The 24,865-nt window shown below is 41.8% G+C and carries 23 protein-coding genes; 13 read left to right on the forward strand and 10 right to left on the reverse strand.

All coding sequences use genetic code 11. The features are described from left to right. Positions 1–57: 57 nt before the first annotated feature. The 3 genes from AC1RM2_RS28040 to AC1RM2_RS28050 all read right to left on the reverse strand — a co-directional run bounded on the left by AC1RM2_RS28040 (position 58) and on the right by AC1RM2_RS28050 (position 2,864). The gene (locus AC1RM2_RS28040) at positions 58–1,500 is read right to left on the reverse strand and encodes a phytoene desaturase family protein (RefSeq protein WP_492988464.1); all 1,443 of its coding nucleotides are present in this window, start codon (positions 1,498–1,500) and stop codon (positions 58–60) included. A gap of 65 nt (positions 1,501–1,565) precedes the next feature. Next, complete coding sequence (locus tag AC1RM2_RS28045; protein WP_492988465.1) at positions 1,566–2,183, reverse strand: beta-class carbonic anhydrase; 618 nt, start codon at positions 2,181–2,183, stop codon at positions 1,566–1,568. Between the two features lie 39 nt (positions 2,184–2,222). Next, positions 2,223–2,864: a peroxiredoxin family protein gene (locus AC1RM2_RS28050; protein ID WP_492988466.1), complete on the reverse strand. Its 642-nt coding sequence runs from the start codon at positions 2,862–2,864 to the stop codon at positions 2,223–2,225. A 423-nt stretch (positions 2,865–3,287) separates the two neighbouring features. Here AC1RM2_RS28050 and AC1RM2_RS28055 point away from each other — a divergent pair, with 423 nt between their 5' ends. Further along, entirely contained in the window at positions 3,288–4,940 is a 1,653-nt protein-coding gene (locus AC1RM2_RS28055) for a L,D-transpeptidase family protein (RefSeq protein WP_492988467.1), read from the forward strand. A 183-nt stretch (positions 4,941–5,123) separates the two neighbouring features. Here AC1RM2_RS28055 and AC1RM2_RS28060 read toward each other — a convergent pair whose 3' ends face one another. The 3 genes from AC1RM2_RS28060 to AC1RM2_RS28070 form a co-directional block, all read right to left on the reverse strand. Further along, entirely contained in the window at positions 5,124–7,412 is a 2,289-nt protein-coding gene (locus tag AC1RM2_RS28060; RefSeq protein WP_492988468.1) for a GH92 family glycosyl hydrolase, read from the reverse strand. A 62-nt stretch (positions 7,413–7,474) separates the two neighbouring features. Continuing rightward, positions 7,475–9,592 (reverse strand): alpha-L-fucosidase, encoded by a 2,118-nt coding sequence (locus tag AC1RM2_RS28065; protein WP_492988469.1) that lies wholly within the window; start codon positions 9,590–9,592, stop codon positions 7,475–7,477. Positions 9,593–9,601: 9 nt separating this feature from the next. Continuing rightward, positions 9,602–11,902, reverse strand: coding sequence for a family 20 glycosylhydrolase (locus AC1RM2_RS28070; RefSeq protein ID WP_492988470.1), 2,301 nt, complete (start codon positions 11,900–11,902; stop codon positions 9,602–9,604). A gap of 385 nt (positions 11,903–12,287) precedes the next feature. On the opposite strand from AC1RM2_RS28070, the gene AC1RM2_RS28075 reads away from it, so the two are divergent. Continuing rightward, positions 12,288–12,611, forward strand: a complete 324-nt coding sequence (locus AC1RM2_RS28075) for a hypothetical protein (RefSeq protein ID WP_492988471.1) — start codon at positions 12,288–12,290, stop codon at positions 12,609–12,611. A gap of 74 nt (positions 12,612–12,685) precedes the next feature. Here AC1RM2_RS28075 and AC1RM2_RS28080 read toward each other — a convergent pair whose 3' ends face one another. Next, a complete protein-coding gene (locus tag AC1RM2_RS28080; protein WP_492988472.1) occupies positions 12,686–13,387 on the reverse strand; it encodes a uracil-DNA glycosylase family protein in 702 nt (233 codons plus the stop codon). A 71-nt stretch (positions 13,388–13,458) separates the two neighbouring features. Here AC1RM2_RS28080 and AC1RM2_RS28085 point away from each other — a divergent pair, with 71 nt between their 5' ends. Beyond that, positions 13,459–14,085, forward strand: a complete 627-nt coding sequence (locus tag AC1RM2_RS28085; protein ID WP_492988473.1) for a LysE family translocator — start codon at positions 13,459–13,461, stop codon at positions 14,083–14,085. Positions 14,086–14,148: 63 nt separating this feature from the next. Here AC1RM2_RS28085 and AC1RM2_RS28090 read toward each other — a convergent pair whose 3' ends face one another. After that, the gene (locus tag AC1RM2_RS28090; RefSeq protein ID WP_492988474.1) at positions 14,149–15,780 is read right to left on the reverse strand and encodes a carboxylesterase/lipase family protein; all 1,632 of its coding nucleotides are present in this window, start codon (positions 15,778–15,780) and stop codon (positions 14,149–14,151) included. A gap of 124 nt (positions 15,781–15,904) precedes the next feature. On the opposite strand from AC1RM2_RS28090, the gene AC1RM2_RS28095 reads away from it, so the two are divergent. The 6 genes from AC1RM2_RS28095 (at position 15,905) to AC1RM2_RS28120 (ending at position 18,718) form a co-directional block, all read left to right on the forward strand. Beyond that, entirely contained in the window at positions 15,905–16,645 is a 741-nt protein-coding gene (locus tag AC1RM2_RS28095; RefSeq protein WP_492988475.1) for an NUDIX hydrolase, read from the forward strand. A 120-nt stretch (positions 16,646–16,765) separates the two neighbouring features. After that, positions 16,766–17,197 carry a VOC family protein gene (locus AC1RM2_RS28100; protein WP_492988476.1) on the forward strand — a complete coding sequence of 144 codons (432 nt, stop codon included), beginning with the start codon at positions 16,766–16,768 and terminating at the stop codon, positions 17,195–17,197. Positions 17,198–17,208: 11 nt separating this feature from the next. Beyond that, positions 17,209–17,589 carry a DoxX family protein gene (locus AC1RM2_RS28105; protein ID WP_492988477.1) on the forward strand — a complete coding sequence of 127 codons (381 nt, stop codon included), beginning with the start codon at positions 17,209–17,211 and terminating at the stop codon, positions 17,587–17,589. 32 nt (positions 17,590–17,621) lie between these two features. Further along, entirely contained in the window at positions 17,622–18,011 is a 390-nt protein-coding gene (locus AC1RM2_RS28110; RefSeq protein WP_492988478.1) for a DoxX family protein, read from the forward strand. Positions 18,012–18,043: 32 nt separating this feature from the next. Further along, positions 18,044–18,265, forward strand: coding sequence for a hypothetical protein (locus tag AC1RM2_RS28115; RefSeq protein WP_492988479.1), 222 nt, complete (start codon positions 18,044–18,046; stop codon positions 18,263–18,265). A 60-nt stretch (positions 18,266–18,325) separates the two neighbouring features. Further along, entirely contained in the window at positions 18,326–18,718 is a 393-nt protein-coding gene (locus AC1RM2_RS28120; RefSeq protein WP_492988480.1) for a VOC family protein, read from the forward strand. A 79-nt stretch (positions 18,719–18,797) separates the two neighbouring features. Here AC1RM2_RS28120 and AC1RM2_RS28125 read toward each other — a convergent pair whose 3' ends face one another. Further along, the gene (locus AC1RM2_RS28125) at positions 18,798–19,337 is read right to left on the reverse strand and encodes a DUF4199 domain-containing protein (protein ID WP_492988481.1); all 540 of its coding nucleotides are present in this window, start codon (positions 19,335–19,337) and stop codon (positions 18,798–18,800) included. A 96-nt stretch (positions 19,338–19,433) separates the two neighbouring features. Continuing rightward, positions 19,434–19,967 carry a response regulator transcription factor gene (locus AC1RM2_RS28130; RefSeq protein WP_492988482.1) on the reverse strand — a complete coding sequence of 178 codons (534 nt, stop codon included), beginning with the start codon at positions 19,965–19,967 and terminating at the stop codon, positions 19,434–19,436. Positions 19,968–20,415: 448 nt separating this feature from the next. Between AC1RM2_RS28130 and AC1RM2_RS28135 the strand changes: the two genes are divergently transcribed. Genes AC1RM2_RS28135 through AC1RM2_RS28150 form a run of 4 tightly spaced genes read left to right on the forward strand, consistent with a single transcriptional unit; the run spans position 20,416 to position 24,715 of the window. Beyond that, on the forward strand, positions 20,416–20,802 hold the full coding sequence (locus AC1RM2_RS28135; RefSeq protein ID WP_492988483.1) for a response regulator: 387 nt from the start codon (positions 20,416–20,418) through the stop codon (positions 20,800–20,802). Next, the gene (locus AC1RM2_RS28140; RefSeq protein WP_492988484.1) at positions 20,783–21,868 is read left to right on the forward strand and encodes a sugar transferase; all 1,086 of its coding nucleotides are present in this window, start codon (positions 20,783–20,785) and stop codon (positions 21,866–21,868) included. The genes AC1RM2_RS28135 and AC1RM2_RS28140 overlap by 20 nt, the downstream gene beginning before the upstream one ends. A 4-nt stretch (positions 21,869–21,872) precedes the next feature. Then, a complete protein-coding gene (locus tag AC1RM2_RS28145; RefSeq protein ID WP_492988485.1) occupies positions 21,873–22,553 on the forward strand; it encodes a TolC family protein in 681 nt (226 codons plus the stop codon). Positions 22,554–22,555: 2 nt separating this feature from the next. Then, the gene (locus tag AC1RM2_RS28150) at positions 22,556–24,715 is read left to right on the forward strand and encodes a GumC family protein (protein ID WP_492988486.1); all 2,160 of its coding nucleotides are present in this window, start codon (positions 22,556–22,558) and stop codon (positions 24,713–24,715) included. Positions 24,716–24,865: the final 150 nt, after the last annotated feature.

A 24,865-nucleotide genomic window follows, 5' to 3' on the forward strand; every position in this document is an offset into this window, starting at 1 on the left:
TCATTGCGAGCGATTGCTTCGTTCCTCGCAATGACATTTTAATATATTGAATTACAATTATTTTACCTTAATCCCCCAAATATCATTCAACGCTTTTTTTGCCGCATGATACCCACACATACCATGCACTCCTCCACCCGGAGGCGTGGAGGATGAACAAATGTACAACCCTTTGGCTGAGGTTTTATAAGGCGAAGCCCTTAACACCGGCCGCGTAAATAACTGGCCGATATCTATTACACCGCCATTAATGTCGCCACCAATGTAGTTGGGATTGTATTCTTCCAACTGGGCGGTGTTAAAAGTATGTTTAGCCAAAATGGTATCCCTAAAGCCGGGCGCAAAGCGTTCAACCTGTCGTTCTATAATATCCGTCATATCTTCATTTGAACCATTCGGTACGTGACAATACGCCCATGCCGTATGTTTGCCTGCCGGTGCCCGCGATGAGTCGAAGGTGCTTTGCTGGGCCAAAAGCACGTAGGGTTTATCCGGATGTTTACCTTTCCAAATCAATTGTTCCCCTTCGGCAATTTCGGCAAAGGTATTGCCAATATGTACAGTTCCTGCCCGTTTTACAGCTTCGGCATTAAACGGGATTGGCGCATCTAAAGCCCAATCTACCTTAAATACCCCGGCCCCGTAACGATAGCGTTCCAATTGCCATTTGTACAGGGAAGAAAATTTGTGGCCCGCAATTTTTAACAGTTGTTTTGGTGTAATATCGAATAAAACAGCATGCGACGAAGGCAACTGGTTTAATGATTCGACATAAAAACCTGTCTTAATTTCGCCGCCAATTGATACAAAATACGATGCCAATGCCTTCGCTATTTGCTCCGATCCGCCTTTTGGCACCGGCCATCCTTTCAAATGCCCCTGCGCCATCAATACCATCGCAATGGCGGATGTGGCGATATTGCTTAATGGTTGTATGGAATGTGCCGCCATTCCCGCTAATAGACCTTTAGCCTCTTGGGTTTTAAACCTTTTTGCTAACCAAGTGGATGGCGTTATAGCAGGTAAGCCAAATTGTGCCAGCAGCAATGGATGCCTGGGATAATGCAGTGGGCCTAAAACATCTGCGGCTATTAGTGGCCAGTTTTTTACTACGGGTTGCATTAAATCAAGGTAAGCCTGTTCATCCTCACCAAGTAACCTGGCGGTTTCTGTTACCGATTTAAGCAAAACAGCAGCCGTTCCATCATCAAAAGGATGGGCGGCTGCTGTCTCCGGAAATATGTATTCGAGGCCATGTTGGGCAAGCGGCAATGTTTCAAAAAAAGGCGATGCAACCGCCAGTGGATGAATGGCCGAGCATATATCGTGTTTAAAGCCGGGCAGGGTAAGTTCGGCAGTACGCAACCCTCCTCCTATTTCGCTTTTGCCTTCAAGTAATAAAACGGAAAGACCGTTTTGCTGTAATAAAATTGCAGCCGCCAGTCCGTTTGGTCCCGATCCTACTATTATCGCATCGTAATCGCGCTTTTCAAGCTTCATGTATGGTGCAAAGAGGTGTTTATCCCCCTAAGATATCCAAATTAACCGTTTTAAGCCGATATTATTTAGTTTAAAACCTCGCCTGCGTGCGTGGCCTGGAGTACCTCAATCAATTTGCCCGATCGCACATCATATATATAACCGTAAATGGGAATGTTACCGGCTACTAATGGATGATGCCTTATCCGTTCAACATCTTCAATAACGCTTGCTTCAAGATTTTTAAAGGTGAGAAATGCAATGTGGTTGGCCTCGTCAGATCCACCGTTTTCATCGGTATTGCGCCAGCCGTTTTCGTCGATAGTGGCGGTATTCAGGCTTTTGGAGAGTAAGTCGCGAATGATATCGTCGGTAAACAAGCCCATACCGCAATCCGTATGGTGTATTACAAACCATTCTTTAGTGCCCAATAGTTTATGCGATATCACCAATGAACGGATAGCATCGTCACTTGCCCGGCCGCCTGCATTACGAATTACATGTGCATCACCCTCGGCAAGGCCCGCGTATTTAGCTGGATCAAGGCGGGCATCCATACAGGTTAAAATAGCAAACTGGCGTGCCGGCGGTATAGTAAGATTACCCTTTTCGCCAAAATGTTTTACATATTCATCGTTAGCCTTAAGTATCTGCCGATGTACTTTGCTTTTAACTTGCTGAAGCTCATCAATTGCGTTCGACATAGTTTTATGTTTTTGTGAATAAACCTCGTTTTTAAATTGTCAGGCTGATTTCCTGCTGTTAGCTATCAATGACGATTCGTAAACCGAAGTAATGATCGCTTCACTATTAAAAGTTCCCAAAAAGTCAAGATCGATGTGGTTATAAATCACTTGCTTATTGGCATCGATAATATAGGTGGCCAGTAAGGGCACATTAACATCAATACCCGAAAAGCGGTTCCAAACCGGGTCGTTATCAGAATAGATTCTGAATATTTGGGCTATGTTTTTCTCCTGGTCATGATAAAAGTTAAGGGTAAAGCTATTTTCCCAGGCTTGCTTTGCCAGCTCGTCGGTACGTTCATCACTGATAATTAATAAACTTCCCCCATTAGCCCTTATTTCCTGCTGGATATTGTTTAATTGCTGTAACAATTCAAAGCCTTCCTCTTTCCAGTGGTGCGAGTAAAATGCGATCACCAATGGTTTCTTGAGCAGCTGTCTTAAAGCAATTGGCCCATGGGTTTGTGCACCATTGAAAAACGATTGCCAACGGGTATAATCATTGGAAAACTTTAAATCCGGAATATAATTACCTGCTTTTACAGGTTGCAAAGCGCGGTAAGGTTTAAAAGGAATATCATTATCAAGAACAATTTCTGAAAGATCGAAAAACGGGTATTTATTAGCGGTAGTTAACATTTTAAAGTACAATTAATGGTGTTTAAATTATGTTCATTGAAGTATCGGATTGAATATCATCTTCAACAATGACATAATCCATAAATCACCTGCCGGTAATGCAACACCCTATCAAAAAATGCTTTCTTTAAATGATTTATCAGGTAAGCGTTCATAAAATATATTATTAATAACGAGGGCAGTAAACTTTTGGGGCGATTTTTGGTTTTTGAAGAGGAGAAACTCAACAGCAGCAACACATACACATCATCCCATTAAAATCATAGCGATTTAAAAAGGTGTTTGATTTGTATTTTATGGTGTTACTTAACATGCGTTTGAATTGATAAAACAAATATACTACAATGTCTATATAATTACTATACATTTATATAATTTTTTTTATTCTTCTTTTAGTTACTTAACTTACCAATAAAAACATCCATGTTAAAAGGCGTTTGCAAATTCATTTCCATAACACTTATTCCGCTCTTATACATACCATTAGGCTGCAATCATAGTTCTAAATCCGGCCGGCAATCCAAAGCCGACTCGCTTAAACGAAAAGCTGTTAAAGAATGGAATAAAACCATCCCAGGCAGTTTCAGCGATCAAACCGACGCAACTTTTGATAGCACGCTGCTTGCCACTTTTGTTAAAACCCACCCTGCATTTGAGTCCTATGTTAAGGATATCAGCCTGTTTTATAGCAAGCGCAAGTTTGCTTACGCCTGGTACAATAAAGGAAAGTTGATTGAACAGGCCGGAAACCTGGCCGACAGAGTAGGAAATTTACAAAATGAGGGCATTTACAAGGCCACTCCCTACCCCAAAGTTTTAGACTCATTGATATTTGCGCCTAATAGCAAGTCATCAAAACCCAATATCGAAACAGAGTTGATGCTAACGGCCCAGTATTTTGTATTTTCAAAACTGGCTTTCCAGGGAATGAGCGATTCTACCAGTAAAGCAGTTAACTGGTTTTTACCGCGCAAAAAAATCTCCTATAATGATTACCTGGATACTTTGTTGAAGCAAACCGGTAAAGGCAGCGGAACATTATCAGAGCCTGTTTACAGGCAGTACGATTTATTAAAAAACTACCTCGCCAAATACCGGGCTTTAGACGCGAAAGAAAAATGGACAACGATACCATCAGCCAAAGGCGTAAAACCAGGCGACTCGTCGGCGATTATCCCGCAGATAAGAACACGGCTTTTCAAATTGGGAGATTTTAAAGGCGACACCTTAGGCAATGTTTTTGACAATGAATTGCAACAGGCCATAAACCGGTTTCAACTAAGGCATGGCTTAACTGCCGATGGTTTGCCGGGGCCGGGGACACTTGCAGAGATGAACGTTCCCTTAAAAAAACGCGTCAGGCAAATTATTGTTAACATGGAACGATGCCGTTGGCTGCCAATTAGTTTAAACAGCGATTACCTGGCGGTAAATATCCCCGAGTTTAAGCTGCACGTTTATCATGCCGATAGCTTGTTATGGAGTTGTAATGTGGTTGTAGGCCAAAAGGTTCATCAAACAGTTATATTTTATGGTCAAATGCAGTATGTGGTGTTTAGCCCGTACTGGAATGTACCCGAAAGCATTGTACGGAACGAAGTTTTACCCGAAATGCGAAAGAACTCCAGTTATATTAGCAAGCACAACATGATCATTACAGGCCGCGAGAATGGTTTGCCGGTAATTAAACAAAAACCCGGCCCCGAAAACTCATTAGGTCTTGTGAAATTTTTGTTCCCGAATAGTTATAGTATTTATTTGCATGATACGCCATCGCGATCGTTATTTGGTGAATCGTCAAGGGCATTTAGTCATGGTTGCATCCGGGTTGGCGAACCTGCCAGGCTTACCGCTTTTTTGCTAAAGTACGATACCACCTGGACTGCCGATAAGATAAACAAAGCAATGCATCTGGGCAAAGAACAAACTATAACGCTAAAGCAGAAAGTGCCCGTGTTTATCGCCTACTTCACGGCATTTACCGATAGAGATAACAAGCTGAATTTTCGCCAGGATATTTATGAAAGGGATGAGCAGCTGGCTTCGATGATATTGTCGGGCAGCGGGAAGTATTAGAGAGAATGTTAATTTACAAAAAAACGTTATTGCGAGTAACCTTATAATTGCGTAATTGTAAGCCACTGACTCTCAATATAAAATAACCGTCATTGCGAGGCACGAAGCAATCCCCGACATGCTAAGTCCCATATAGTTCGGGATTGCTTCGTACCTCGCAATGACGCGATTAATTGATAATAACTACTTCTTCTTCAACACCGACACCGCTTTATTGGCATCCCCTACTCCCCAAACGGTACCTGGCTTATCGCCCATGGTTATTTCCAACTCGCCGCCGGCCATCAGGGTTTTGTGCGCAAAATAGGTTTTGGTATAGTTTACACCATTTAGTTTCATGGCGTTGATATACATATTTTTAGGGCCGTTATTTTTTACCACAACGTGAAATGTTTTATTTCCCTGTAATTTCAGCGTTGCCTCGTTAATAACCGGGCTGCCAAAAACGTACAGGCCATTTGCGGGGTTAACGGGGTAAAAACCAAGGGCTGATAGCACGTACCATGCCGACATTTGGCCAACATCTTCATTACCAATAATACCGTCGGTTTTAGTGGTATAAAAATCATCCAGGATATAACGCACCTTAGCAGCTGTTTTCCATGGCTGGCCCGAGTAATCGTAGTAGTAAGCCATCGGGTGCCCCGGTTCGTTGCCATGGGCATACTGGCCTATTAATCCCGAAACATCTGGCGATTTAAATTTACCCATATCCCCCTCGGCAATAAATAACGAATCGAGTTTGATGTTAAACTTATCCTGGCCACCCAGCAAATTAATTAATCCTTCAACATCCTGGGGAACCAGGAAAGTATATTCCCAGCCATTGCCTTCGGTAAAGTCGCCGGTTTCATGAATTGAGATGAACGGGCTGTATGGTGTGCGCCATGAATTATCGGCCAAACGGCCACGCATAAACCCTGCTTTAGGGTCGTAGTAGTTTTTGTAGTATTTACCACGCTTACTAAAGTACTCATAATCGGCAGTTTTGCCCAGTTTTTTGGCAACTTGTGCAAGACACCAATCATCAATAGCATATTCCAAACCCATCGAAACAGATTCGGCAGTACTATCTGCAGGAATAAAACCCAGTTTTTTAACAAATTTAACTCCACGTGCATCCTGCATAGCTGTGGCTTTCATAGCCGAATAAGCCAGGTTAGCATCAAAACCTTTATAGCCCTTTAATAGTGCATCGGCAACAACAGGCACCGCGCTATAACCAACCATACAATTGGTTTCATTGGCCATTAAATGCCAGGTTGGTAACGTACCCTGTTGTTGGTAAATAGCCAGCATCGAGTTTATCATATCATTGGTATGCTCCGGGTGGATGATGGTTGACAGCGGGTTATTAGACCTGTAAGTATCCCATAACGAAAATGTGGTTACGTTATTAAAACCAACGTTTTTATGCACCTTTTTATCGGTACCCCAATATTCGCCGTTTACATCATTAAATATAGATGGCGCTACCATGGAGTGATAGAAAGCAGTATAAAACTTTTTCAATATCGACAATGAATCAGCTTTGATATTGATTTTGCCCAATTGCGTATTCCAGGCCTGGTTGGCCTGGGTAACAACTTTGGCAAAATCCCAGCCTGGTATTTCGGCTTTGATGTTCAGCATGGCATTTGCCGAGCTTACCGGCGAAATACCAACTTTTGCATAAACAACCTCGCCTTTTGAGGTAGCAAAGCTGATAACGCCTTTAACCTTAGCTCCTTTTAACTTGGTAGCAGCTGCTTTGGCTGTACTATCGTAAACGGCAAATTTTTCTATCGGTTTCGAGAAAACGGCGGTAAAGTAAATACGCTGATCATCCGCCCAACCTTTTGAAAAACGGTAACCGCTGATGGTATATTTATCTTCCTGTTTGATGTAGGTTTCGTACGATCTGTCCCAGCCAATCCCTTCCTGTAAGTCAATCACAATATGCGCATCTTTTGATGCCGGGAAAGTGTATTTGTGCATCCCTACCCTCGTGCTGGCCGTAAGTTCGACACCGATATCATAACGTTTTAGCTTAACCTTATAATATCCGGGCTTCACAACTTCGTCTTTATGGCTAAAAAGTGAAACATAGCCATCTTGCATATCTTTCAAGCTGCCTTTAAAGGTTTTGATGGCACCAGTGGTTGGCATAAAGGAGATATCGCCCAAATCGCCGATACCTGTACCACTTAGATGTGTATGCTGAAACCCAATAATAGTTGAATCTGAAATATGGTAACCCGAGCACCAATCCCACCCCTCGGACAGGTTGGTTGGCCCTAATTGCACAGCACCAAATGGAACGTTAGCCCCAACAAACACGTGCCCGTGAAAACCGGTGCCGATATAGGGATCTACGTATTTAGTGAAAGACACCGGGATAGCCCCAGTCGTTTTTTTAGCTTTTGGTGCCTGGCCAAATGCGGTCACTGTTAAAACTGCCAGTATCCCGGCTAAGAAGGTCGTTTTTTTCATTTGTAATTTATAGAATGTATGCCGGGTTTGCTCAAACATACGCCCGGCCATATAATAGATGATTAATAAACGCTTAATTCGGCAACGGTAATGCCATTGCCCGCTATAACATGTTCGGCCTCAAATTTAAAATACCTGGCGCTAACGGGGTTGCTCAAAACAACCGGCTGTTCAATCGGGTTCGATTTGATATTCGAGAACTCTCCCGAAGCCACTTTTACCCATTCTTTACCATCCAGGCTTGTATAAAATGTATACCGGTCAACAATACCATCGGCCTGCTTATCCTGCCTTGGTAAATATCCAAAAGCTTTGATTTGGCGAGCTGCCCCCATATCAATGGATATTTGCTGCGGAAATTTTGCATCACTCTTGCTTAATGTGCTGTATAGCGTACCGGTGTGCTCATCAACCGCATTTTCGGCCCTGTTGCCCCCATCATTTGCAGCAGTCGCATCAATTGTTTTCCAGTCGGCTTTGGCATAGCCAAATGAGGCAAAAGCAACATCACTTTTCTGCCCTTTGCCTTCAAAGCTACGCGCTTTAACAATGCCGCCATTGGCCAGCAAAAATGGGCCTTTATATACCGGCGAGCTAAGGGTTGGCTCCTGTCCGTTTAAGGTATACCTAATGGCGCTTACAGGCGCCTCGGTGGTTATGCTTACCTCGCCTTTTTTGTTCCGGGTGATTTTAGGGGCGGTTAAATGTACGGGCTCTTTAAACAAACCAAAGTCGCTAAGCGCAATGGCAACCGGCGATTTGGTTATCCTTAACCTTAATTTACTTGCTGTTATGTTTTGAGTTAAACGGATCAGCCTGTTGCCGCCTATGCTGGTAGCTGCGCCAATCTGCTGCCATTTTCCGTTCACAAAAGCATCAACCTCAAAAGCTTCTATCCGCTGGCCCAACTTAATATTTTCGCGTACGCGGATAACGTTAAATGTTTTTGGCGTATGCAGGTCGATTGTCAGGCTTGGTGTAGTTACTTTATCATCAGTTGCCCAATAACTGTACCTGTCATTGTCTAACAAAAGCTGCGGGCCAAAGCTTAATTTATTGCCGCCACGTATATTACTTGCGGTAACCGTAGCACCCTTGGCCAGGTTAATTGCAAAGGTTTGTTTTAACAGGTTACCAAATTGGGTAAGGGATTTAACGTCTATCTCATTTACAATCCCCCGCGGATCTGGCGATAAGCCTAAATCCAGCGCCGCGCCGCGGCCTACACTTTTGTAATACAGATCAAGCAATGTATAGGGCGATTTTACGCCGTCATCCTGGGTTTTGTGGTAAAACCATCCGGGCCTTAATGACACATCGCATTCGGCCGGCATCCAATAATCGCCGTTGCGGGTGCCTTCTGTTCCTTCATAATCTTTTACAAAGCCATTGCCCGGCATTTTACCTTCTACCGGGGCATGGGGTGTATAGGTTGCCCAGCAGGTTTCGCCGGCATGGCCTTCTTCGTTGCCAACCCAGCGCACGTCGGGGCCAACGTCACCAAAAATAACGGCGTTTGGTTGCAATTTACGGGTAATGGCCCAGGTAGTGTCCCAGCCATAATAGGTCGATCTGTCGATATGCCTTACCTCCCTTTTGCCACCATAGTAGCCATCGCCGCCGTTGGCGCCATCGTGCCATGATATAAACAGGGAGCCATAGTTGGTGTATAACTCCCGTAATTGCTCGCGGTATATTTTGATATATTCATCCGTACCATAGTTAGGGTTGTTCCTATCCCAGGGCGAGCAATATACACCCAACTGCATTCCTAATTTATCGCAAGCCTCGCGGTACTCTTTCAAAATATCGCCTTTGCCATTCTTGTATAGGCTTTTGGATATGTTATGTTCGGTTGTTTTGGTGGGCCAAAGGCAAAAACCATCATGGTGCTTGGCAACTACTACAACGCCTTTAAAACCGCCGGCTTTGGCAGCCCCTACAATTTGCATGGCGCTAAACTGCGATGGGTTAATGAGCTTAGGGTCTTCATCGCCATAGCCCCACTCTTTATCGGTATAAACATCAACACCATAATGAATAATGCAGTACATACCCATTTCCTGCCAGTTTAGCTGGCCTTTTGTTGGTAATGGACCGTATGGCTTCGGTGCAGTTTGGCTAAATCCTTTTAGGCCGATGGCCAATAACAATAATATGATACCTGTAACCTTTTTCATGAATACATTTTATTTTTTAAACCAACCAGCCGGTACATCCTGTGGTGCCGAGCCATTAACACTATATTTTAGGCCCAGCTTAAAGCCACCGCCACCCTCAATAAAATCGAGTTGAAAAGGGTGAGCACCCATTTTTAAGGCAACCTGTCCGCTGCGTTCCTGGACCGAATGGTTTCCATCATTATCGACAACCATATTGGGGCCTATTTTTAACACTCCGCCGTCATCGCAGGTAAGGTAAAAGCTGTAAATACCATCAGCGGGTACATCAATATAGCCTTTATAAGTAATACCAAATGATGGCGCTTTTACAGTTGCCGGTACTTCAATTTTATCTGTGGTAAATGTACTATCAACTTTAGCGTCCTTCATAAAAGTTGTTGCTTTAAAGTAGGCTTTGTAATAAGTACAAGCCAGGCCAGGTTTTGGCGGCGCTATTTTAACCGAGCCAAGCATTTGCTGTTGGGTATAATTCAGGTTGTAAACATCGCCGCGGGTGCCAACGGTTGTAAATGCTGCAACCCTTACCAATTCGGATTTTTTGATAACTAATGGTGAAGGCAACACAGGCGACTTTACGCCTGGCAAGGTTCCATCGGTGGTGTAACGAATAGTTAAAGTTGGCAAAGGCGATGCAATACTTAATTTGCCTTCATCGGTAAATACATATTCGTTTAGCAGGCCCGGCAAATCCGGCAGGCGATAATTTATCCCTAAGGCATCCATCCTGCTATATTGGCGTATCAGGCGTTGCAGGTATGAATTATATTTATCGGGCTGATTTGTCCAAAGCATTTCGGCAAGGGCGGTCATCCGGGGCATGGCCATATAATCGGCACGTCGCTCGGATGGAATCCGTTCCGACCAGATGTTAGCCTGGGCGCCGATAATCGATTTAGCTTCCTGTTTATTTAGTACTTTGGGGATTGGGTTAAAATGATACACCCGGTCAACAGCATACTGATCGGGCTGGTTATCAAAATATAAAGGCTCGCCGGGCGTCATGATCACCGTATTACCGTTTTTTACCGCTTCAACAGGCGCATTAGGTACCCATCCGCGCCAGTACATTACAATAGCGGTAGGGCTGATGCCACCTTCAATAATCTCATCCCAACCTATTAATTTACGGCCTTTGGAGTTAAAAAACTTTTCCATCCGGTTTATAAAATAGCTTTGCAGGGCTGCCAGGTCTTTTATGCCTTCTTTTTCCATCAAAGCTTTGCATGCATCGGATTTCCCCCAATCGGTACGGTCAACTTCATCGCCGCCTATGTGAATATATTGGGATGGGAAGATGTTCATAATTTCGGTAAATACGTTTTGGGCAAACTCAAAGGTTGTTTCGTTACAAGGGCAAATGGGTTTGGTGAACAGCGTTCCCCATTTATTCTCGCCATTACAGGTTAAAAACGGGTACGAATTGATAGCCGCCATCATGTGACCCGGCATATCTATCTCGGGAATAATATCAATGTGTTTTGCCGCGGCGTAGGCTACAACACCCTTCATTTCCTGCTGGGTATAAAAGCCGCCGTAAAGTGTTTTACCGCCGCGCTGAATGATATGCTCCTTATCGATCGCAAAATCGGGGTTATCTTTTGAAAGTTTCATACATAACGAATCCTGGTCGTTGAATGTGCGCCATGCCCCCTCTTCGGTTAGTTTTGGATATTTTTTTATTTCGATGCGCCAGCCCTGGTCATCGGTCAGGTGCAGGTGCAGCTTGTTCATTTTATAAAGCGCCATCCTGTCGATAAACTTTTTAAGATAGCTGATTGAAAAAAAATGCCGCGAAACATCCAGGTGCATGCCACGCCACTGGTAAGCGGGTTCATCTTCAATGGTTAACGCCGGCAAAACTAAATTTTTGCTGGTTACACCTTTCTCCATCGATACCGGCAACAACTGCCTGATGGTTTCGATAGCGTGAAAAACGCCTGCACCGGAGTTAGCTAATATTTGAATACGTTTTGGTGCTATTACAAGTTTATATCCCTCGGGAGATTTGATATCGTCATTTTTGATAATATCTATCGTTGGCACGCCATAACTGCTGCTTAATATCAATTTTTTACCTAAAGCCTTCTCCAGCAATACCGTCAAATCTTTGGTTTCTTGTTTAAATTCGGGAGCGCCCATTACCGCCACTTTCGCGGTCATGACAAACATCCCTTTACCTGCTAATAATTTTGTGGGATAGGGTATCAGCGGAAATTTAGCGGCATCCTGCGCGCCTGCGTTTAACCATACAAATGAAAATAAGATTGCCAGCTTAGTACCGGCACTTTTGCGTAAAAAAGCTATCATTGATAGTTTGAATTTTGAGTACTATTTTCCTGAAATTATCTAACGCCAATTGTTCCCCTCGCCTAACAAAGTTATGATAAACCTTGCTTTTTATGTGTTACAATGGCCAACTCCAATAATTTTATAAACATATTAAAACTTTTTAATTTTCTTAAAGAAGATTAACACGAATTGCACGAATTGAAGCGAATTAGCGCAAACAAGGGGTTCAAAGTTGGCTTACTAATTGCAACTAATACTGAGCTTAAAATTTAGCGATCTATGCAAATTCGTGAAATTCGCCTCAATTCGTACAATTCGTGTTAGTTCAATTCGTGAAATTCGATTTAATTCATGCAATTCGTGTGTACTCAAACATTTATCCAACCGGCTTGTTTCTTGATTTATGATAACCAGCGGCGTAACATTCGGTATTAATAAAGAAGACGGAACTCATATTATTATTGCAGTTGATCCGGCAGATACTAATAAGATCAACGAAGACAACAACGGCACCTATAAGTTATACAAGGATATAGATAGTCCAAAAACTTTTGATAAGGGATATTTGGGCGCCATTTTTTTGGATGATACGGAACCCGGGTATCATTATTCTGGTGGTACCGAACTTACTGATTTTGAGTTGAAACAACTGGCCAAATTGATAAGGGGTTACCATGCCACAGGCCAGGAGTTTGACGATCATAAACGCGATATCAGCACTAAGTAAGAGTTAAGAATCAAGAATCAAGATAGCTTCAGGCTTGTTCATTTACCCTCAATTTTAACCTTTACCCGCATTTTTTAGGGAATAATCACAGCATTAAAGGCTTTTAAGTATTTGGCTATATAATCCTGCTTTGTTTTTGATTTGTATTGCATAATAAAACGAGGGTGTTCCAATGCTATCACCTGTTTAAAAAAACGGTGTTCATCATTAAGTTTGCGTAAAAAGGTTTCGTTTTTACCGGTACCAAAGCAAAAACAAACGTCGGTTTCAAACCCTATGGCAATTTGCTTTTTGATGTTTTCTACAATAAAAGGATACACTGCCTTTGTTAACTCAGGTGTATCGTAGTAGTTATAGTTTATCTCTTTACCCTTGGGGCCTGTTATGGTGAAACCCAGCGGACAAACAGAATGAATATAAAATTGCTGGTAAAACTGTTCTATTCCGCCAAAGGCATCAATCATATCATACACATATTCTGACGAGGGTTCATGTGTAATAGGCCCGGTATAGGGTATCTGGCATTTGCTAATCATTCGTTTAGGATCGGTAAAAGCTACCCCCGTCATCCCCGAGCCAAAACGCCCCGGATTTATTCCCAACACCAAATGGCGGGGATGATTATCGCCGTAATATTTATTGTAAAACCGGGTAGATACATCCAATGCAAAATCATTGTCCCTGAATGGGTTCATGATGCTTACACCAGTCGGCAGCGTTCCTGTATATTCCAGTTGTTGATTAAAAGCTATTATTCTATCGGCAAAAGTGTCCATTTGGTAAAATTAATAAAAGCAGAAAGCTTATCGCAAAGCAATTTTGTTATAATGTTATTAGTTTTGTACCCATGGGCATCATAAATTTCAGTACATTTCTGGTCACCTCTTTCCTTTTTATCATTTCACCAGGTATCGATACCATTTTCGTACTTAACAAATCAATTGCCCAGGGCAAAAAGGCTGGTGTTTACGCAACGCTGGGTATCGCTACTGGGGTGCTGGTACATACAACCCTGGCGGCATTTGGCCTTTCATTAATTTTATCGCGGTCGGCAATGGCTTTCAGCTTTGTAAAATACGCCGGCGCTGCCTACCTGGTTTATCTTGGCATCAGTAAGTTTCTTTCCAAAGAAGAAATTTTAAAACAGGATGTAACCATGGTATTGGAGCCTGTGCGTAAAACTTATTTATCTGCAGTGTTAACCAATACCCTTAACCCAAAAGTTGCCATATTTTTCCTGGCATTTTTCCCGCAATTCATCCATCCGGCACAAATTCACAATGCCCTGCCCTTTGTTTTGCTTGGTATAACTTACGCGCTAATGGGTTTAGCCTGGTTTGCTGTGCTCACGTTTTTTGCCGGCTCATTATCCGGCCAACTAAAAAAGCAGCCTTTATTTAGTTTTTGGCTTAATAAATTTTCGGCAGTTGTTTTTGTGCTGATGGGTATTAAAATAGCTTTCACCAAAAGATAAAATAAAAAAAGTCCCGGTTACTTTACAGCAACCAGGACAATCAAAACACCCCATAAAAAAATCTTACTTCATATATTCTTTATCCAGGAACAAATACCTGTCCCGATCGTTTTCTGTTTTTTGCCCGCTTTTTACGTCAATGTCCATAAACTTAACCGGGCTTTTACCTGCTGTGTTGGCGTCCCACTTTGACAGACCTGCACCGTTTGGATTATAATTTTTAATAAAATTGGCAAAATAGCTCTCCATGGTTTCTGATACTTTATAGTCGTCGGGAGTCCAGGCGTAAACTTTATTTCCGGCAAGGTTCCCCATGGCGTACTCAATTTCTGAAGCGTGAGATGCGCCAACTGCCGCAGGCATTTTAGGCATAGCCATGCCGCCGTTATTTTTCACAACACCGCCCGCAAGCCCCGGGGCTGCGTTGCCCATTTGTGCTGTCATTGCCGGGCGGATGCGCGAAAAGCAATAACGATAAACTGGTTTGCCTCCTGTTTTTATTTGCAGATCGGCCCATTTCCAGGTACTGTACACGATAAAACGATCGCTTGATAAGGCGGTTGCCGATTTGATAACTTCTTCATCTGTCGAAGCGGGATAAAGTTTCATTACTTCGCCAGCCTTATCGCCATACAAAGTATTTAATGCTTTTTTGTAATTATCCAGCGTTGGTGCGTCGGCACGCATTACAAACTGGTAAGGCACCTCGGCCGAGTTCCATCCAACTAAAATCGGAATTTTTGCCTGTTCGCCTGCCTCAAAAATTTCGGGTAACGATTTTGGTAGTAAATATCCATCAATAGTTGGCGTGTTGGGGGTTGCGCTTGGGCTATAGGCAGCATTTAACAAATCGGCAGCAGGTATAGCTCTTAAATCAGCTATCGATCCGGCTTTCATGTTTGCTGCAAATTTTGTCCCGTTCTTTTCGGCATCAGCCAAAGGGATAGAATTTAAAGTTGGCTTGATGCCGGCACCGCTCTCTCCTATCGCAGCGTTAATTAAGTTTTTTGATAAAGGAGAGGCCATTTGTATCGATACCGATATCGAACCTGCCGATTCGCCTGCGATGGTAACATGGTCAGGATCGCCGCCAAATTTGGCTATGTTCTTTTTCACCCATTCCAACGCGGCATGCTGGTCGAGGTAACCATAATTACCCGACGAATGGTTTGGCGATTCGGCAGTTAATTCCGGATGCGAAAAGAACCCGAAGATACCCAAACGATAATTTACCGTTAATGCTACAATGCCGCGTTTAGCCATGCTTTCGCCATCATAGCGGGATTCAGACCCGTCGCCGGCCGCTAAACCGCCGCCGTAAAAATAAACCAGTACCGGCAACTTTTCCTTCATGGTTTTGGCTGGCGTCCAAACGTTAAGGTAAAGGCAATCTTCGCTCATGCCCGATGAACGGAAATTCATATCACCAAAAATTGGCTTTTGCATGGGGTTGCCCGCAAAATGATCAGCCTTTAAAACGCCTGTCCAGTTTTTTGCGGGTTGCGGCTCTTTCCAGCGCAAATCGCCCACGGGTGGCTGCGCAAATGGGATGCCCTTAAAAATAGTTACGGGCGAGCCGGCCTCTTTTACACCTTCCAGCGTACCGTTCGCAACAGTTACCTGGTTTGTTTGTGCAATTACCTTCATGGTAGTTAGCTGCACCAGCAGCAATACTGCTAAAAATGGTTTCCTCATATGGTTTATAATTGGTTATTGGGAATTAATACAAACATTAGATATGCTATTGTATCATTATGTTACAATAATAATTAATTTTACACAGCTAACAAATTTTTTTGTTAATTGCTACGATATATATATGCCGGCAAACAATAACGAATTCAAAAAACAGGAAGCTGATGCAAAAGGCGAAGGTTATTTACCTGGCCTGGCTATCGATGCGGTAATTTTTGGCTTTCATGATAAACAACTTAAAGTTTTGCTGCTTGCCTATAAAAATACCGGCTTACATGCCCTGCCCGGTGGTTTTATTCATGATTACGAAGATGTTAACGAAGCTGCCCGACGGGTATTATTTGATCGTACCGGCCTGAAAAACATCTTCCTTGACCAGTTTTATGTTTTTGGCGACAGAAGCAGGCACGATCCGGAGCCACTGAAAAAAATCATGTCGGTAAGAGGCACTACGCCCCCTGCCGACCATTGGCTGTTGAAGCGTTTTGTATCTATAGGATATTACGCGCTGGTTGATTTTACGAAGGCTATCCCCACTCCTGATAGTATATCGGATAGTTGCGATTGGTACGGCCTTGATGATTTGCCTGTGCTGATGCAAGACCACCGGCTAATTATAAAAAAAGCATTGGAAACCTTACGTGCCAACCTGGATCAAAAACTGATTGGCTTTAACCTGCTCACCGAAGATTTCACCATGGGCGATTTGCAAAGCCTGTACGAAACGGTACTGAACAAGAAACTTATCCGTGCGGCCTTTCAGCGTAAGATGCTAAGCCTTGGGATATTGGAGCGTATAGCCAAGAAATTTACGGGCGGCGCACATAAAGCCCCTTATGTTTACCGGTTTATTTCTGATAAATAACAACCTGTCTTAATTATACCCGTTAAATGTCGGATTTGGCCCTTTGGGTTTAGGTTTAATCAGTGTAGATTTACATATAAACCGTTAAGAAAATTTTATCAATTTAAAACCTCGACTACCATGGCAACAATTAATCCTTATTTGAATCTCCCCGGTACAACCGAAGAAGCTTTTAACTTTTACAAATCAGTATTTGGCGGCGAATTTTTGATGGTGATACGTTTTAAAGATTCGCCAGGAGGGTCTGAAAACGTAGCCGAAGCCGACAAAGACAAACTGATGCACATTGCCTTGCCTATAGGCAAAAACATCCTGATGGCTACCGATAGCGTTGGTGAAATGGGCATGGGTTACAAGCAAGGTAATAACTATCATGTTTCTATTAATGCCGACAGCAAAGAAGAAGCCGAAACCATATTTGCGGCGCTATCTGCGGGCGGCCAGGTTATGGTGCCGCTTGCCATGGCCGAGTGGGGCGACCTTTTTGGATGGTTTACCGATAAATTCGGCATATCATGGATGGTAAGTTATTCGCCCAACCGCCCACAATAACCTTTATCGTCATGAGCACGAAGACAATTAACATCACCTATTGGGTGTTAACAGCATTACTGGCATTAGCTATGGCTGGTGATGGCTTTGGCGGAGTTACAAAGCAACAGGCGGGCATAGTTGTACTGCAACACCTGGGCTATCCCATTTATTTTATGGTGATAGTGGGCACGGCCAAACTATTGGGCGTAATAGCTATATTGCAAAATAAATACAAGGCGGTTAAAGAATGGGCCTACGCAGGCTTTTCGTTCACTTTTTTTGGCGCCATTGCCTCAAGGGCTTTTGCGGGCGATGCCATCGGTGAGTTCATTCCTCCTATCATCATGCTTGTATTCTTGTTTGTCACCTACTATTTCTGGAAAAAATACAATCAATTAAAACCAAACTGAATAAAAACCAACCACACCAAAACTAAAATTCTATGAAAATCGCTGTAATTATTGTACGTACCCTTGTAGCCCTGATGTTTTTGTTTGCTGCTGTAAGCTATTTTGCTATGGTTTACTTCCATGCATTTACTATGCCTCCTGTAACAGGCAATATGAAAGTTTTTAACGATGGATTGGAAGCCTCAGGTTATTTAATGCTGTTTATAAAAATAACCGAATTGGTTTGCGCACTGCTATTATTATTTGGCAGGTACGTGGCCCTGGCTTTGGTAGTTTTATTCCCGGTAATGATAAATATCGTTTTAGTGAATGCATTTTTGTCGCCATCAGGGCTCACTATGGTTATACCACTGCTGGCAGGTGTATTATTCCTGGCTTATACCCAACGCGAAAAGTACGCGCCTTTGTTTACAGCAAAATAAACAATACGCGCGGATTAAAAAATCAAGCTGTTATGACGGTAGAAGTTTTTAAAACCAATGTAAACAAGCGTAAATACGCCAAAGTATTATTAACCGAAATCCATAATGCCTTTGCAGGCTATCATGCAAATTTCGACCTGGACGATTGTGATCATATATTGCGGGTGCAATGCAACACCGGAACAATATGCGCTGATACGATGATACTTTTTTTAAAACGCTTTGGCTATCGCGCGGAAGTATTAACGGATTAGTTTTAATGCTGAAACAAAATCTGTTATGATTAATTGTTATAATGATAAAAGGAGGACATCATGTTAAAAGAGAGCAAAGCATTCAGTGGTTTTTCGGTAAACGACATCGCGAAAGCAAAGGAGTTTTATGGTAAAACATTAGGACTGGAAGTAAAAGACGACACCGCAATGCCGGGCATTTTACATCTGGAAATTTTGGGCGGCAATGCAATTGTGATATACCCAAAGCCCAATCATGAGCCAGCCACTTTTACCATACTTAACTTCCCGGTACCGGATGTTGAAAAAGCCGTAGATGAATTAACGGCACGCGGCGTTAAATTTATAGTTTACGATGAAGAGAACTTTAAAACCAATCAAAAAGGCATTTTTACTGCCGGCGGCCCGATAATAGCCTGGTTTAATGACCCGGCGGGTAATATCCTGTCGGTTATTGAACAAGCTAAAAGCTAAATAAACAAAGCCCTTAAGTTGATTTTCTTAAGGGATTTGTTGTAATAATACCTCGTGTATGTTCACTACATAACGCTTTTTAGTTGGTTACCAATATATTATCTGTTGGTTTCTTTTTTAACACTAATGCAGTAATAACGGCTATAATTAACCCTACCGGTAAAATCTCTATATAAGTAAACAACACCACAAAAACGGGATTCTTGTACATTTGCTTATAGGTATCCATTTTAGCGGCCTGTTCGCTAAGTTCTTTTGCACTTGCTCCGCTGGCCTTAGCTTCGGTGAGCGTATGGATTGCATACCTTTCCATAAAATCGGGCATAAATTTATAGTAGATAATTAACCAGGTAATCACGTACAAGGTAGATGCGATGAGCGAAATATACAGCCCTATCATAAAGCCCTTTCCAAAAGTGATCTCGCCGCCGTTATATTTATCCCGGTAGTTTTTAACAGCTACAAATATCATCGAGAATGCGATGAGCATAGTAGCGTACCCTAAGTACATGTTGCCGTGGGTTTTCCCATCGGCATAACACATGGTTACGGTCACACCCATCAAACCAGAAACTATAGCACCTGCAATTAGTCCAAAAGTGATTACATTTTTTTTCATCGTTTTTAATTTTTGGTACAAATTTGAAGGATTGCGCCTGCATGGCAGTCATCCTTTAGGGTGATTTTGGGCAAATCACCCTAAAGTACCAGCTTTTCAGGCAATGATTCCCAGCTTTTTAGCTTTGTCAACGGCCTGGGTGCGGCGTTCAACCTCAAGTTTCCAGAATAAGTTTGATGAGTGGGTTTTAACGGTATTTAATGATACAAATAACCGGGCAGCAATTTCCTGGTTACTTAAACCGCTGGCCATTAATTGCAGTACCTCCACTTCACGTTTACTTAAATTAAGCTCGGCTAATGCCGTTTCATTTAAAACAAAATTATCGTTTGGGTAAACGTAAACCTCCTTTTCAACTTGAATGGTTTTTACTTTTGGCGAACTTAGCTTTAGTGCCAGCCAGATACCGAGCGACGTAAAAATAATGGCTATGGCACCAATATAAATCTCAAGGGCGTGGTCTATGATAATAAAACGATACTCAAGCCACCGCATTAAAAACAGCAGCACCGCGAGTGAGCTCCCATAAATTATAATATGCTTATTTTTTGCAAACCGGTTCAAATGCTTATCAATGTTATTCACTGTAAAAATATAAAATATGCCGTTCAATACCGATGTTATATCCAATAGTACGCTGTTGAAAGTATTAACATATCAGGTAATTTTTTTCCCTTTTTTAAAGCATCTACCAGAAATGGGAATATATTCCTCAACTGTAGACAGCATTCAGCTATAATAACCGAACTAAAGCTACATCAACACCTTAATTAATATGAACAAAACGGTTAAAAGACTTGTTAGCAAATAAAAGCATTATTGGTACCTTAGGTAAAATTTTTATCTGTATTTTCGGTACAGTAATTGCCTTAGTGCGGACAAATTGATTATCGGCATATAGATTTTTAGGAAATTATACCAAAAACAGAACTCTTGTCGCCATTTTAACGTACACCCGATTACTTTGAAAACCATTAAAAATATAGGAATTTTAATATAATTAAAGCCGGGCCTTTGCCCGAAATCATTATTAGTTTAATTGTTTTAACTGCTTTACCAGATTCCCGAAATTAACCATATGAAGAAAACGTTACTGATTGTCGATGACGATTTAAGCATACTAAAGTTACTCAGTTTCATCCTTTCTAAAGATTACGATTGCGTTGTTAAAAACAACGGAATTGATGCGTTTGGATGGCTTGAAGAAGGGCATATTCCCGACCTTATTCTTTCCGATCTTCAGATGCCTTATTTTGACGGGCAGTCATTTGCCAAAAATGTTAAAATAAGTGGTTTTTACCGCGATATCCCGGTATTGTTGCTGTCGGCAGCACATGACCTGGATGAGCAGGTAAGTAATATGCCTTTCAAAATTGATGGCTATATGCACAAACCTTTCAAACCAACCGAACTAAAATCAGCAATTAACCAACTTCTACAAGTTTATGAATCGACAAACGTCTGATTGGAACGAGAATTCCGGTTCGCACATCAGGATTGCTTATGCGGGGTTGGAATTAAAAGACCTTATATTAAGTGGCCTTAATAATTTTAATGTCATTCCTAATGATACCATCACACAGCTTGATGTTTACCTTGGTGAGCAATCTATTTTAACCGTTCCGGATATTATCCTGATGGAGATTGATACCGAAGGCAAATGCTTCGCGCTGGTTGAATCGATAAAAAGGAGTTTTTTACTAAATGGCTCTATCATCGTTTTGCTATCAACCCAAAATGATAAAGCCCTCAAGCAAAAAGCGCTTCAATTAAGGGTACATGATTATTATAGTGTTCCGTTTTCTGTTGATGATTTGCGCGAAAGGCTAAACTTCCTGGTAACTTTTAAACTGATAAAACCGAAGCTGCTTGAGTTATCAAAAGAAGTTGATACAACTTACAAGATGCCTTTCGGAAAACGTATTATTGACCTGGTTATATCGTGCTCGATGCTTTTCTTCTTGTCACCTATTTACCTGCTTGTGGCCATAGCCATTAAATTAGATTCAAAAGGGCCGGTATTTTATAAAAGCAAAAGGGTTGGCACAGGATACAAAGTGTTTGATTTTTATAAGTTCAGATCGATGCGTACCGATGCCGATCAGCTATTGGCCAAACTATCTACTGAGAACAACCAGTACGCAACCGAAGGTGGAGCCGGTAAAGCAGCTTTTGTAAAAATCAAAAACGATCCCCGTATTACCAGGCTTGGTAATTTTTTACGCAACTCCAGCCTTGACGAACTTCCACAGCTTTTCAACATCCTCAGGGGCGATATGTCTGTAGTAGGTAACCGCCCTTTGCCCGTTTATGAGGCCGAGATGCTGACATCTAACGAATGGTCAATGAGGTTTCTGGGCCCGGCGGGGCTTACCGGCTTATGGCAGATAAGCAAACGCGGAAAAGAAGATATGTCTGAAAGAGAAAGAAAGAAACTGGATAATTTTTATGCTCAAAAGTATTCTATTTGGTTAGATTTACGGATTATTGTGGGTACCGTACCAGCTCTCTTTCAAAAGGAAAAAGTATAAATTAATGAACAAAAATTTAAAGGTTGCCTGTTTTTTGTTAACCATCACGCTGTTTTCCAGGCATGTATATGCCCAGGAAACTTTTATAAACACGGTAAATATGACCTACCTGGATAAACTGATAGCGACAGCTAAAAAGAATTATCCAGAGGTTAAATCGAGGCAAAGTCAGGTTAAAATAGCCCGCAGCACCTACAATCAAACAAAATTTGCCTGGGTGGATGGCTTAACGGCATCGTACATTTATAGCCCGCAAAATTTAGTTAACCAGGCCAAGCCAAGCATATTTAAAGGCTATCAGTTAGCCATAACGCTTAATATAGGCCAATTACTTAGAAATCCATCTAATACAAATATTGCAAACGAATCCTATAAAATAGCGCAATACCAGCAAGCGGAATACATGCTTAGTCTTGAAGCGCAGGTAAAAAGAAGTTATTTTACTTATTTGGCTGCTATGGCCGAATTAAGGCTTCGCTCTGGCGCTGTAACAGATGCCGGCACTGCTGTTAAACAACTTAAATACTCATTTCAAAAGGGAGAAACCACATTCCAGATTTATAATGAACAACTGACCACGTATTACAATCAAAATGCGTTTATGTTGCAGGCCGAATTGGCCACATGGACAGCCAAAACAAACCTGGAAGAATTATTAGGGATTAAACTGGAAGACGTAAAATAAAGATGGAGTTGAGCTTTTTTTTTAAACTATTAAAGAAATACCGGTTAGTACTCATTTTTATACCGCTTATAACAGGTATAGGTACATTTTTTTTGGTTAAAAAGCTGCCCGATTCATATATTTCACATGCGCAAATTGCTACAGGTATAATTGATGCATCGCGGCACCTGCTGGATAAAGATGCAAACGCAAGTATGCAGGCACAACAGGCATTCAGCGAATTTAGCAACCTGATAGCTATCATGAAGCTTAAGCGGATAGTGAGCCAGGTATCCTACTCGCTAATTATACATGACCTTAAATACCCGGCCTACCCCTATAGCAAACCAAGCAAAATACTTGCAGAAATGGCCGAATACGAGCGCGATGCTGCTTTGAAGTTTTTTGAATACAAATTTAACCACTTTGAACCGCTGCAGCTTTATAATAAACAGGAACTCGTCATGAACGACCTGTTGCACTCGATGAAATATGATGATGCATCCTTACGCAAGAACCTGATTATTTACAGGGATGAGGATAGCGATTTTATAACTATCAGTTATGATTCGGCAAATCCGCAATTATCTGCAGATGTAGTTAATATATTATGTACCCAATTTATTAACTACTATACCCAGGCGGTAAAGAAAAACCAATCAAATGCAGTTTCATTTTTATCCGAGCTGTTAGTTCAAAAAAGGAACGCCCTTCGTGATAAAACAGCGCAGCTGCAAAAATACAAGATAGACAACGGAATAATAAACCTTGAAGAACAATCGAGGGCTATTTTTAGCCAGATCATTAGCTATAATGATAAAAAGCAGGATGCCGAAAAAGAAATTGCATCATATGATGGGACGCTAAAAAAGATTGACAGCAGGTTTGATCCCGGCGACAGAAAATATTTTGAGTCGGTATCAAGCAAAATTAACCAGGCTATTACCGCAACCCAGGATGAACTTCATACTACTCAAAACAGGTATATCCGCAGCAATTATGACCCTAAATATAAACCCACCCTTGATTCGCTTCAAAAATCATTATCGGCTCAAATAAATATCTCATCAGACCAATATATTACCAATCCGCTTACCCATAAAGACGAATTGGTTAAGCAAAAACTGGGCCTTGAAATAGCACGCGACCTAGCTAAATATGGCCTGCAATCTATCAATGCCGAACTGGCCAAACTGAACGCCAAATTTGCAAGCCTGGTGCCGTTTGATGCCAAGGTAAAAACTTACGATTTTGACATCAATATTGCCAGCCAGGAATATCTTGACGTGCTGAACAAATACAATGCTACCAACCTTAAATCAAATTTCAACATTGAGCTGATACAGGTAGAGAAAGCCGAACCGGAAGCCCCGCAGCCATCCAAAAAAATGCTGCTGATAGTTATAAGCGTTGTGGTAATGCTTTTTGGTTGTGTATTTGTATTATTCATCATGTTTTATTTTGATAATACAATAAAGGAGCCGGCCGAACTTGTAAACAAAACCCAATTACCGCTCCTGGGCTACCTGAACAGGATACCTGGCACCAACCTTGACCTTAGGAAACTTTGGGATATTGAAAACCGTGATAAAATGCAACAGTATAAAGACTTGCTGCGATCTGTAAGGTTTGAGATTGACCAGGAATTACACGGAGAAAAAATTATAGCCGTTACCAGTATGGGGCCGCATGAGGGTAAAACACTATTTGCTGCAAGCCTGGCCTACTCCTATGCCATGATCAATAAAAAGGTATTGTTGATTGACGGAAATTTCGAGCGGCCGGATTTAACAAACTCCGCACGTCCCGACTTGTTTTTAGAAGATTATTTTAAAAATAGCCCGTCATACAATATCGATTTAAACAGCAGCACAGCTACAACACTGGGCAACCACGGCAATGATATTACACTGCTTGAAATTGCTGATGAAGCTTTCATTAAAAACCGCTTTGACGATTTAAAGTCAAAATACGATATTATTATTGTTGATACAGCCCCACTAACTGCTTTAAATAAATCAAAGGAATGGTTGTTATTTGCCAATAAAACTATTGCCATTTTTGAGGCGAATAAAGAATTGACCAATGTGCAAAAACCTCACCTGGCATTTTTAAAAACGCTGGGCAGCAAATTTGGCGGGTGGGTGCTAAATAAAACGACCGCAGATAAAAAGAGAACATAAACCCTGTCAAATACATTTGGCAGTTTATTTTAGCCAGGGTAATTTAGCTTTAGTATTATGAGAATAGACCCTATTGAAGCAAAACCGGACCCCTTTAAAGATTTAACACCACTTCAAAACAAGTCGCGTAAAGCAGCTATTGTTATATCG

It is taken from the genome of Mucilaginibacter sp. GW822-FHT03E02 (assembly GCF_058801545.1).

Excerpts from the sequence above, each read along its gene's own strand:
- AC1RM2_RS28040 (WP_492988464.1), bottom strand. The coding sequence starts at position 1,500 with ATGAAGCTTGAAAAGCGCGATTACGATGCGATAATAGTAGGATCGGGA.
- AC1RM2_RS28045 (WP_492988465.1), bottom strand. The coding sequence starts at position 2,183 with ATGTCGAACGCAATTGATGAGCTTCAGCAAGTTAAAAGCAAAGTACAT.
- AC1RM2_RS28050 (WP_492988466.1), bottom strand. The coding sequence starts at position 2,864 with ATGTTAACTACCGCTAATAAATACCCGTTTTTCGATCTTTCAGAAATT.
- AC1RM2_RS28055 (WP_492988467.1), top strand. The coding sequence starts at position 3,288 with ATGTTAAAAGGCGTTTGCAAATTCATTTCCATAACACTTATTCCGCTC.
- AC1RM2_RS28060 (WP_492988468.1), bottom strand. The coding sequence starts at position 7,412 with ATGAAAAAAACGACCTTCTTAGCCGGGATACTGGCAGTTTTAACAGTG.
- AC1RM2_RS28065 (WP_492988469.1), bottom strand. The coding sequence starts at position 9,592 with ATGAAAAAGGTTACAGGTATCATATTATTGTTATTGGCCATCGGCCTA.
- AC1RM2_RS28070 (WP_492988470.1), bottom strand. The coding sequence starts at position 11,902 with ATGATAGCTTTTTTACGCAAAAGTGCCGGTACTAAGCTGGCAATCTTA.
- AC1RM2_RS28075 (WP_492988471.1), top strand. The coding sequence starts at position 12,288 with ATGATAACCAGCGGCGTAACATTCGGTATTAATAAAGAAGACGGAACT.
- AC1RM2_RS28080 (WP_492988472.1), bottom strand. The coding sequence starts at position 13,387 with ATGGACACTTTTGCCGATAGAATAATAGCTTTTAATCAACAACTGGAA.
- AC1RM2_RS28085 (WP_492988473.1), top strand. The coding sequence starts at position 13,459 with ATGGGCATCATAAATTTCAGTACATTTCTGGTCACCTCTTTCCTTTTT.
- AC1RM2_RS28090 (WP_492988474.1), bottom strand. The coding sequence starts at position 15,780 with ATGAGGAAACCATTTTTAGCAGTATTGCTGCTGGTGCAGCTAACTACC.
- AC1RM2_RS28095 (WP_492988475.1), top strand. The coding sequence starts at position 15,905 with ATGCCGGCAAACAATAACGAATTCAAAAAACAGGAAGCTGATGCAAAA.
- AC1RM2_RS28100 (WP_492988476.1), top strand. The coding sequence starts at position 16,766 with ATGGCAACAATTAATCCTTATTTGAATCTCCCCGGTACAACCGAAGAA.
- AC1RM2_RS28105 (WP_492988477.1), top strand. The coding sequence starts at position 17,209 with ATGAGCACGAAGACAATTAACATCACCTATTGGGTGTTAACAGCATTA.
- AC1RM2_RS28110 (WP_492988478.1), top strand. The coding sequence starts at position 17,622 with ATGAAAATCGCTGTAATTATTGTACGTACCCTTGTAGCCCTGATGTTT.
- AC1RM2_RS28115 (WP_492988479.1), top strand. The coding sequence starts at position 18,044 with ATGACGGTAGAAGTTTTTAAAACCAATGTAAACAAGCGTAAATACGCC.
- AC1RM2_RS28120 (WP_492988480.1), top strand. The coding sequence starts at position 18,326 with ATGTTAAAAGAGAGCAAAGCATTCAGTGGTTTTTCGGTAAACGACATC.
- AC1RM2_RS28125 (WP_492988481.1), bottom strand. The coding sequence starts at position 19,337 with ATGAAAAAAAATGTAATCACTTTTGGACTAATTGCAGGTGCTATAGTT.
- AC1RM2_RS28135 (WP_492988483.1), top strand. The coding sequence starts at position 20,416 with ATGAAGAAAACGTTACTGATTGTCGATGACGATTTAAGCATACTAAAG.
- AC1RM2_RS28140 (WP_492988484.1), top strand. The coding sequence starts at position 20,783 with ATGAATCGACAAACGTCTGATTGGAACGAGAATTCCGGTTCGCACATC.
- AC1RM2_RS28145 (WP_492988485.1), top strand. The coding sequence starts at position 21,873 with ATGAACAAAAATTTAAAGGTTGCCTGTTTTTTGTTAACCATCACGCTG.
- AC1RM2_RS28150 (WP_492988486.1), top strand. The coding sequence starts at position 22,556 with ATGGAGTTGAGCTTTTTTTTTAAACTATTAAAGAAATACCGGTTAGTA.